The sequence below is a fragment of the Phenylobacterium sp. genome (genome assembly GCF_030693625.1).
GTDB lineage: Bacteria > Pseudomonadota > Alphaproteobacteria > Caulobacterales > Caulobacteraceae > Phenylobacterium > Phenylobacterium ferrooxidans.
Map to the genome: position 1 here is coordinate 1 of NZ_JAUYAF010000068.1, position 9,034 is coordinate 9,034.

The following is a 9,034-nucleotide window of genomic DNA, read 5'->3' on the forward strand; positions in this document are numbered from 1 at the left end:
GCCCTGGGCGTCGTTGGGATGGGCGGCGATGTCGGTGTGTTCCAGGATGGCCAGGCCCTCCAGCACCGCGGGGCCGCCGGAGGGGGCCGGGGGGGTGCAGACCAGATAGACGCGGAACGGTCGGCAGGTGGCGTCGGTGACCTTGGGCTTGTAGCTCTTGAGGTCGGCCAGGGTCATGGCGCCGGGCCGGTCGCCCTGTTGCAGGCGCGTGACGATGGCCTCGGCCACGGGACCCTCGAGGATCGCCTTGGGGCCCTCGGCGGCGATCTTGCGGACCGTGGCGGCGTAGGCGGGGTTTTTCAGGGTGTCGCCCGCCTTCATGCGGGTCCCGTCGGGATTGGTGAAATAGGCCACCACGTCCGGGGCGCTGGCCTGGGGGAAGCGGCCGACGATCATGCCGGCCAGGCGCGGGCTGACGGTGAAGCCCTGGTCGCCCAGCTTCTCGGCGTCGGCGAACAGGGTGTTCCAGGGCAGCTTGCCGTGCTGGGACTGGGCCAACGACAGCATGGCGACGGCTCCGGGCACGCCGGACGACCGGCCGCTCAGCAGGGCGGCGCCGAAGGGGAGGGGCTTGCCGGTCTCGTCCAGGAACAGGGCGTCGGTGGCGGCGGCCGGCGCGGTCTCGCGGCCGTTATAGGCGGTCACCTTGCGGGTCTTGGCGTCGAAATAGGTCAGGAAGGCGCCCCCGCCGAGGCCCGAGCTCTGCGGCTCCACCAGGCCCAGCACCGCCTGCACGGCCACCGCCGCGTCCACCGCCGAGCCGCCCCGGCGCAGCACGCTGACGCCGGCCTCCACCGCCAGCGGATTGGCGGCGGCCACCATGCCTGTTCCGACGCCGGGGGCGGGTGCGGTAGGGGCAGATTGAAGAGAGGCGCAGGCGCTGGCCAGGCCGGCCAGCAGGACAATGCTCAGGCGCTTGAGTTGCGACACAGACGGACCACGCGGAAATGAGGGGACTGGAAATGGGGCGGCGTCACCATAGCGACGCATGCGTGGACAACAAACGCCAAGCCATGCTCTTCGTTCGCTCATGAGCCAAAAGCCCCCCGCCGCTCCCGGAACGCGCAACCTGATCACCGATGTGCCCGGTCTGACCGTCGGCCAGGCCCAGGACGTGGCCGCCCGCACCGGGGTGACCGTGATCCTGCCCGACGCGCGCGCCGTGGCGGCCTGCGACGTGCGCGGCGGCGGGCCGGGCACCCGGGAGACCGACGCCCTGGCGCCGGAGAACCTGGTGGAGGCCATCGACGCCATCGTGCTGTCCGGCGGCTCGGTTTATGGCCTGGCCGCCGCCGACGGCGTGGTGAGCTGGCTGGGCGCGCGGGGCCGCGGCTATGGCCTGGTTGATCGGCCCGGCGTGCCCAGGTCGCCGGTGGTTCCGGGCGCGATTCTCTACGATGTAGCCAACGGCGGCGACCGGGCCTGGGGTGAGGATCCGCCCTATCGCCGCCTGGGGCGCGAGGCCGTCGAGGCCGCGGGGCTCGACGTCGCCCTGGGCACCACGGGCGCGGGGACCGGCGCCATGGCCGGCGCTCTGAAGGGTGGCACGGGGTCTGCCTCCATCCTGGCCGCCGACGGGATCGCCGTGGGCGCCCTGGCCTGCGTCAACAGTTTCGGCTCGGTCGTCTCCGGCGACGGGCGCACCTTCTGGGCCGCGCCTTTCGAGCTGGGCGGCGAGTTCGGCGGCCTGGGCTCGGCTGGTCTCTCGGCGCGGCCCGACATCTGGGACCTGGCCAAGGCCGATCCCCAGGCCCGCATGAACACCACCATCGCCTGCGTCGCCACCGACGTCGTCCTGACGCCGGCCCAGGCCAAGCGGGTGGCGGTCATGGCCCAGGATGGCCTGGCCCGCGCCATCCGCCCCATCCACGCCCCCTTCGACGGCGACGTGGTCTTCGCGATGTCCACCGGTGTCAGGCCCCTGGAGGGCGGCGATTTCACCGTCGCGCGCATCGGGGCGCTGGCCGCCGACTGCCTGGCCCGGGCCGTGGCCCGGGCGGTCTATGAGGCGACGCCCTGGCCGGGTTCCGACGTGCGCTGCTGGAAGGATTTGTAGGGCTCGCCCCGTCCGCTCCTCCCGGCGAAGGCCGGGATCCAGGTGAAACCCACTCCGGTCGCGATGACACCCGAGATGGGACTGAGGATCAGCTCGAACAGCTCCGGATGACTCTGGGTCCCGGCCTTCGCCGGGATGCGCGGCGTTTTCACGCCGGCTGCACGAATGCAGAGCCTGTCTTCATTTTTGCCGCGTGAATCCGCTAAGCTTAGCCGTTAAGTGACCCGCCTTTCGAGGAGACGCCCAATGGCTTGGATGAGGACGACGGCGGCGGTCAGTGTGATCGCTCTCACCGCCGGCGCGGCCGACGCGCAGCAGAAGCAGGTCGTGACCGGCCCGGTCGCCACCTATTGGATGAGCGCCCAGACCCAGTCCGGCTTCGGCGCCGGCACGGGGGCTCCAGGCGCCAAGCCGTCCATGAGCCAGATGATGGGCGCCATGAGCGGCGGCGGCGCCAGCAAGAGCCTGACCCTGCAGCTGGGATCGTCGCGCAAGCCGGCGGGCGAGCCGACCGCCGAACACCTGCCGCCCCAGGCCCTGCGGGCAGGTCCGACCCTGCCCCTGCTGACGCCGCGCGCCCAGCCCGTGCAGCGCACGGAGGAGACCCCGACCTTCTCCCGCGACTTCCAGAAGCCCAAGGGCCGAATGCTGATCTTCTGGGGTTGTGGCGAGCGCGCCCGTCCCGGCCAGCCGCTGGTGATCGACTTCGCCAAGATGGCCGATGGCAAACTCCCCGCCGGGATGGAGGCCATGAGCCGGGGCCTCAATGTCACGCCGATGCAGCCGCCGTCGCCCAGTCGCAACGCCACCTATGGCGAGTGGCCCAACGAAAAGACCCGCACCAGCGTGCCGGGCAACGGCTCCCTGGTGGGCGAGCATCGGATCCGCGGGACCTATTCGCCGGACATCGCCTTCAGCCTGAACGGCGCCCAGGACTTCCTGGGGCCGCTGAACCTCACCACCAACGCCATCAGCGCCAGCGGCGCCGGGCAGCTCGGCTGGGGCGCGGTTCCGGGGGCGCAGGCCTACCTGGCGACGGCCATCGGCGGGGGCCAGGACGACACCGTGGTGCTGTGGACCTCCAGCGAGGTCCAGGCCTCGGCCTTTTCCCTGCCCGACTATCTCAGCAATGGCGACATCAGCCGGCTGGTGGCGAACCGCGCCCTGATGGGTCCCCAGACCACGGCCTGCACGGTGCCCCAGGAGGTGGTGAAGGCCGCGCCCCAGGCCATGGTGCAGCTGGCCGCCTATGGGAACGAGACCAACCTCTCCTACCCCGAGCGGCCGAAGGACCCCAAGGTCGCCTGGAACATCGAGTGGACGGTGAAGGTCCGCTACAAGTCCCAGACCGGCGGCCTGCTGGGGATGGAGATGCCCGGCGCCCAACAGCAGGGCCAGCGGCCGATCATGGTCCCCGGCGGCCAGGAGCAGGAGGAGCCGACCGCGGCGGAGGCCATCGGCGGCGCCTTGCTGCGCGGTCTGGGAGGTCGTATTCCCCGCTTCTGACCGGGCGGAAACGGCCCTCTGAGCGTGGGGGCGGACCTTTGGCGTCGCGACTGGCGATCTACCATCCGTCGGGCCAGTTCAACCTGGTCAACAACCCGTTCGGCAAGGATGTCGCCAATCTGGAGCTGTTCCGGGCGCTCGCCGCCCATGGCGGTTTCGACCAGGTCAGCTTCCTCAGCCAGGCCAACATCTCGGGCGCCGACCTGCGCAAGGGCCTGCTGGGGGACGCGCCCGGCGGGGCGACCCTGACCACCGGCAGCCTGCTGGCCCAGGGCGCTGTGGCGCAGTCGGGGACCCTGCTGCGGGGGACGCCGGCGCTGTCGGACATCTCGTGGCTGCGGCGGCGCGCGGTCGGCGACCGGGCCTACAGCCTGATGGGCCTGGTCCACACCCTGGCGCCGCCGGCCCTGCGCGCCGACATGGCGACGGCCGTCACCTCGCCGATCCAGCCCTGGGACGCGCTGATCTGCACCTCGCCCTCGGTGCAGGACGCCCTGAACCGGATGTTCGACGACTGGTCCGGCTTCCTGGCCGACCGCTTCGGCGGGGCGAAGAACCCCAAGCCCTACCTGCCCCTGATCCCGCTGGGGGTCGACCAGCCCGCCATCCAGGCCCGCGCCGACCGGCCGGAGGTGCGCGCCAAGCTGCGTGAGGAGCTGGCAATCGGCGAGGCCGACATCCTGGTCCTGTGGCTGGGCCGGCTGTCCTTCTTCGAGAAGGCCGCGCCCCAGCCCATGTTCCGCGCCATTGAGGAGGCCGCCCAGGCCAGCGGCGTGAAGGTTCACTTCGCCATGGTCGGCTGGTTCCCCAACGGCGATCAGGACCGGCTCCGCTATCAGGCCGCCGCCGACGCCTACGCCCCCTCCGTGGCGGTTCACTTCCTGGACGGCAACGACCAGGGCCGGGTGGGATCGTTCTGGGCCGCCTCGGACATCTTCCTCTCCCTGGTGGACAACATCCAGGAGACCTTCGGCATCACCCCGGTGGAGGCCATGGCGGCGGGCCTGCCGGTGGTTGTCAGCGACTGGGACGGCTACCGCTATACGGTGCAGGACGGCCAGCAGGGGTTCCTGATCCCGACCCTGGGCGGACCGCCCGGCGGGGCCAGCGTGGGGGCCGCCGAGCGCCACGCCCTGGGCATGGAGTCCTACCAGCTCTATGTCGGGGCGCTCGCCCAGCACACCGCGGTCCATGTCGGCCGCGCCGCAGAGGCCATCGCCGCCCTGATCGCCTCGCCCGACCTGCGCCGCCGCATGGGGGAGGCCGGTCGCAAGCGGGTGCGCGAAATGTTCGACTGGCCCGTGGTGGCCCGCCAGTACGCAGGCGTGGCCGACGAACTGACCGCGATCCGCGAGGCCTCGCCCCCCGACGCCACCCAGGGCCGGCTCAACCCGGTGAAGGGCGACCCGAACCGCGATTTCGCGGGCTTCCCCAACCAGGTCCAGGACCTGGAGACCCTGCTCCATGTCCGGCCCGGCGTCACGACGGCGGACGTGGATCGCGCCATGGGGCTGGACCTGGACCGCTTCGCCAGCTCATGGCGCTGCACGGGCCCCGAATGCGGGCAGGTCCTCGACATCCTGGGCGCGCAGACGCGTTCGGTGAAGGAGGTCCTGCTGGCCTTCCCGGTCGAGCGGCGGCGGCCGGTTCAGATGGGCCTGATGTGGATGTGCAAACTCGGGATGCTGGACTGGCTGGAGGGCGCGTAAGCCCTGAGCGGTCGCCGGCCTAGGGGTTGATCTTGCGCGTGTAGAGCTGGCCGATCGGGGCGCCCATGAAGATGTTCATCTTGCGCTGGAAGATGTTCATGAAGGCGTCGATGGCGGGCTTGGGCATCTTCAGCACGTCCTGCGTTCCCGGCGCGTCCATGGACCACAGGTAGTCGTCGAAGATCATGATCCCGCCGACCTTCAGCACCTGGAACGCCATGACGGCGTCCATCAGGACGTCGGGCGCCTGGTGCGAGCCGTCGATATAGACCAGGTCGAAATACTCGGTCTTGCCGTCGGCGATCAGCTTGGCCATGGCCAGGTTGGAGAATGTCTTCAACTTGTGGATATCGACCTTATGCGGGGCGACGCCCCGCGCGATCCCGACATTGCGGTCGAAGCGCTTCTCCACGTCAGGCATGGAGGTTTCGATCTGACCGCCCTTCTGGTGCTCGATGCCGCCGCCCCAGGTGTCGGCGCACCAGATCTCGATGTCGCCGCCGGCGGCGATGGAGCAATATTCCATCATCCAGACCGTGGAGCGGCCCTCGAAGGACCCGATCTCCAGGATCTTGCGCGGCTTGTTCTTGTCGACGATCTGACGCCAGGTCGGGAGATTGCCCGAGAACCAGTCCCTGGAGAATTCGTAGGGAATGACGTTCGGAGCCTTGGAGGTGTCGGTCATGTGGATCGCCTGCTGGGCGGACACTCGGCCCACCTCTTGTTTCTGCGTCCCGCATGTTGGCTCTCTCCCGGCGCGTCAAGTTGGCCCACGCCAGCCCAGCCGCCGCAATTGGTGCGAGATCGTGGTTGAATCGCGCCCGGCGAACCGCTAGATACCCGCCCTTCGCCGAAAGGCGATGTGCGCGCCCGTAGCTCAGCTGGATAGAGCATCAGACTACGAATCTGAGGGTCGGACGTTCGAATCGTTCCGGGCGCGCCAAATTCTTCAATCCCTTTGTTCGTAAGGGTTTGACGATCTTCAGCGTAAGAATTTTCAACGCTATTTTCAACGGAATTGCGGACGATCTGCGGGTGCGCATGTGGTCCGCGGGATGGTCTGCATCACAATTGGTGCAAACTAACGCGTCTTCGGTGCCGGAGGAGAGGCGCAGCTCGATCAGTAGCCGATCCTGGTGTCTAGCTGATCGACCCGGTCGTGAGCCTCCTCCGCCCGGTCCCGAGCTTGTTCGGCAACGCTCAAGGCCTCGTCGGCAGTTGACTGCGCATCCTCCGCGCCGCCCGCCTCTCGAGCCGCTTGAAGGGCCTCCTCGGCGGTATCTTGGGCGCTCTCGGCAACAGACGCTGCGTCTGCGGCCTTTGAGAGTGCGCCTCGCGTACCAAGGAACAGGACCATGGCTCCGACCACAACTAAGCCAGCGGTCAGGCGCTTACTCCTCGCCATGGCTGCCGTCCTCTCGGTCCGGTCTCGTAGCCCTAACCCCTATCGCCGCCAGCGCGCATATCCCCGCCAAGGTCGCGGCGGTGTCGTTGGTGTCGCTCATCGCACCAAGGGTCAGGAAGCCGAACATGAGCCAGAGCGTCGCTTCGCCGAAGTGGAACGCTCTTAGCCCTCTCCACGACCTGGCAGCCCACCCAGCCTTCTTCATCTCATCGCTCGCAACCAACGCCATCTCCGTCCCTGTCCAAGTGTGGTCCATATCCTGGCTGCCCTCGGCGCACTGGTGCCGCCCCGGCCGCCCTTGCTGCTGCGCAGTTCGCGTACGCTCCGCCCGCTGGACGGGACCGCTGCGTTCGCGTGTCGCTCCCACCTGAACCTGATAAGGCGCGCGCTGGTGACGACCCGGAGCGATGGCAGTGGTATCCGCCGTTCTTCCTGTCGTTGTGACAGCCCTCGGCGTTAAGGCCACCGCTGTGTGCGAGGGTGGAGGTCGGAAGGCACACAGCCCACATCAGGCCGACAGCTGAACATGTGCACCGCAGAACTTCCCCCATCGCTCCACTCAGCACGGTGAAGATGTTGGCGTCAACTTGGGGCTGTAGGTCGCGGGGGCGCGCCCTATTCCTTTGGCTGGGGCAGTGCTTTCAGCACAGCAGCGACCGGTTGCCCGTCATAGCAACCGGCTGCAATGGCGGCGTTGTCAAAGTAGCCAAGATTGTTCGAGTCACCGTCTCGGTAGAATACGGGAGCCTGAGTTGGGCGAAATTTCGATTGGTCGAACGCGTGGATCGCTAAAGCCGCCCTCGCCCGTCGATACGGAAGGGCATAATCGAGACCATCTTTGCCGACTGCATTGCGCGCAAAGGCGATCTCTTCGGGGAGAAAGCGGCGCACGAAGCTGCGCGGGCCAGCCATGCCGCCAAATGCGTTTGCCGCATTGTACTTTCCGCAAACCGACGTCGCCTGCGGCCCGTCTATCCAGACCAGTTCAGAGAATTCGACTGACGCTGGGTCGCGTAGGTCCTCCACCACCGATTGGTATGCCAGACTAACGAGCGCCTGCTCCGTTGAAGGCAAGGGTGGCTTGGAGCACCCCCACAGGAAGAATGCTCCCGCAAACACCACACCCAGTCTGACCCGCATTGCACAACCCGTTATGGGATAACCTGTGACGGGTTTTAGTCAGTTGGCCGCGCTTCGCAAGCATGGCCTGGATGTCCGGAAACCTTAACTCTGACGAGTATGCGGCCTTCGTCGTGATGATGAAGGCGATGCGCGTGGAGCAGGGCGTCACACAGGCGGAATTGGCATCGCGTCTCAACCAACCGCAGTCGTACATTTCGAAGTCCGAGCGCAGGGAGAGGCGGATCGACGTCGTCGAGTTCATTCGCATCACAGAGGCGCTTGGCCTTGATCCGTTAGAGGCCCTAAAGCGCGTCCAGGGCGGGCTCTAAGGGCAATCCGACCTTCCGGGCGCTGCACCGGCGCAACCGGCGCCAGCGGGCTTCCCTGGGCTCTCAGCGCAGGTTCGCGCAGGGTCTGTTGGAGCAACCCACACGGAGTGGCACGGCCTTCCACTATCCCCAAGCGCGCCGGATGGACGTCGGCTCTCCGCACCTGCCTCCATGTCTGGACCCGACCCAACTCGGACCTTCGAGGGACTGTCCTATTGGCACCCGCCGCCCTTTATCCTGTAACCTGCAAGTGATGATCAGGTCGGGGAGGAGCCATGGGCTGGACACAAAGCTGGCGGTCGCAGCTAGCGTCAGAAGGCTGCCGATTATGCGCTGAGGGTCGGCCTGAAGACCCGCGCAGAGGTCCCCGGATATTTGCTGGCCACTGCAGTGACGCTTATCTTTCTCGCGCCGGAGTTCAACGGGGTTGGGCTACAGTGATCTGGCGGGGTCGCCATGTGGTAGAACCCACCGAGTTGGCGTCTGATGAAGCTGCCGCGTTCTTCGCGGAGGTTTTACAGGTGCTCCGGGCCATGCAAATACACTACGCGCCCCTGAAGACCAACTTGCAGATGCTCGGAAATGCTTCACCACACCTGCACGCCATCTTGAGCATGCGCTTCGAGGACGATCTCTTCCCGAACGAGCCAATCCCGCCTTTGCGCGGAGAGCCTTTTGCAGCTGAAGTGCTCGCCCGAGATGCTGCCGCCCTCCGATTTCTGCTGGCGCGCCCTCTAACTGAGCCAGGGGCCTGAAGGTCAGCTAGCCACCGAGGCTGTGTGTAAACGCGCTGACGCACCCATGGGGGAGTTTGGTCGATGGCCGTTCAGTGAGGCCGGGCGATGGAGGCGGCGTTTCGGCGCGAGGCCAGCGACGGCCTCCTCAGGCCCTGATGGCCGCCACGAGC

10 protein-coding genes and 1 tRNA gene are annotated in these 9,034 nt (G+C 67.7%); 5 read left to right on the forward strand and 6 right to left on the reverse strand.

Going from position 1 to position 9,034, the window contains the following annotated elements; all coding sequences use genetic code 11:
• Positions 1-930: gamma-glutamyltransferase (locus Q8N10_RS15400; RefSeq protein ID WP_305663954.1), on the reverse strand; the 930-nt coding region annotated here is incomplete at its 3' end.
• A 100-nt stretch (positions 931-1,030) separates the two neighbouring features.
• Here Q8N10_RS15400 and Q8N10_RS15405 point away from each other — a divergent pair.
• From Q8N10_RS15405 to Q8N10_RS15415, 3 genes are all read left to right on the forward strand, one after another.
• Entirely contained in the window at positions 1,031-2,056 is a 1,026-nt protein-coding gene (locus tag Q8N10_RS15405; protein ID WP_304780805.1) for a P1 family peptidase, read from the forward strand.
• 246 nt (positions 2,057-2,302) lie between these two features.
• Complete coding sequence (locus Q8N10_RS15410; RefSeq protein ID WP_304780807.1) at positions 2,303-3,562, forward strand: hypothetical protein; 1,260 nt, start codon at positions 2,303-2,305, stop codon at positions 3,560-3,562.
• A gap of 38 nt (positions 3,563-3,600) precedes the next feature.
• Complete coding sequence (locus Q8N10_RS15415) at positions 3,601-5,271, forward strand: glycosyltransferase family 4 protein (RefSeq protein WP_304780810.1); 1,671 nt, start codon at positions 3,601-3,603, stop codon at positions 5,269-5,271.
• A gap of 19 nt (positions 5,272-5,290) precedes the next feature.
• Here Q8N10_RS15415 and Q8N10_RS15420 read toward each other — a convergent pair whose 3' ends face one another.
• Positions 5,291-5,980 carry a class I SAM-dependent methyltransferase gene (locus Q8N10_RS15420; protein ID WP_304780812.1) on the reverse strand — a complete coding sequence of 230 codons (690 nt, stop codon included), beginning with the start codon at positions 5,978-5,980 and terminating at the stop codon, positions 5,291-5,293.
• A 157-nt stretch (positions 5,981-6,137) separates the two neighbouring features.
• Between Q8N10_RS15420 and Q8N10_RS15425 the strand changes: the two genes are divergently transcribed.
• Positions 6,138-6,214 (forward strand) — tRNA-Arg (locus Q8N10_RS15425).
• 177 nt (positions 6,215-6,391) lie between these two features.
• On the opposite strand, the gene Q8N10_RS21070 is transcribed toward Q8N10_RS15425, so the two are convergent.
• The 4 genes from Q8N10_RS21070 to Q8N10_RS15435 form a co-directional block, all read right to left on the reverse strand.
• Positions 6,392-6,676, reverse strand: a complete 285-nt coding sequence (locus Q8N10_RS21070) for an alanine-zipper protein (RefSeq protein ID WP_370690229.1) — start codon at positions 6,674-6,676, stop codon at positions 6,392-6,394.
• Positions 6,663-6,932, reverse strand: coding sequence for a hypothetical protein (locus Q8N10_RS15430; protein ID WP_304780815.1), 270 nt, complete (start codon positions 6,930-6,932; stop codon positions 6,663-6,665). The genes Q8N10_RS21070 and Q8N10_RS15430 overlap by 14 nt, the downstream gene beginning before the upstream one ends.
• Entirely contained in the window at positions 6,883-7,227 is a 345-nt protein-coding gene (locus tag Q8N10_RS21075; RefSeq protein WP_370690230.1) for an excalibur calcium-binding domain-containing protein, read from the reverse strand. Before Q8N10_RS21075 ends, Q8N10_RS15430 begins: the two co-directional genes overlap by 50 nt.
• A 64-nt stretch (positions 7,228-7,291) precedes the next feature.
• Positions 7,292-7,816: a hypothetical protein gene (locus Q8N10_RS15435; protein WP_304780818.1), complete on the reverse strand. Its 525-nt coding sequence runs from the start codon at positions 7,814-7,816 to the stop codon at positions 7,292-7,294.
• A gap of 62 nt (positions 7,817-7,878) precedes the next feature.
• Here Q8N10_RS15435 and Q8N10_RS15440 point away from each other — a divergent pair, with 62 nt between their 5' ends.
• Complete coding sequence (locus Q8N10_RS15440; RefSeq protein ID WP_304780820.1) at positions 7,879-8,127, forward strand: helix-turn-helix transcriptional regulator; 249 nt, start codon at positions 7,879-7,881, stop codon at positions 8,125-8,127.
• Positions 8,128-9,034: the final 907 nt, after the last annotated feature.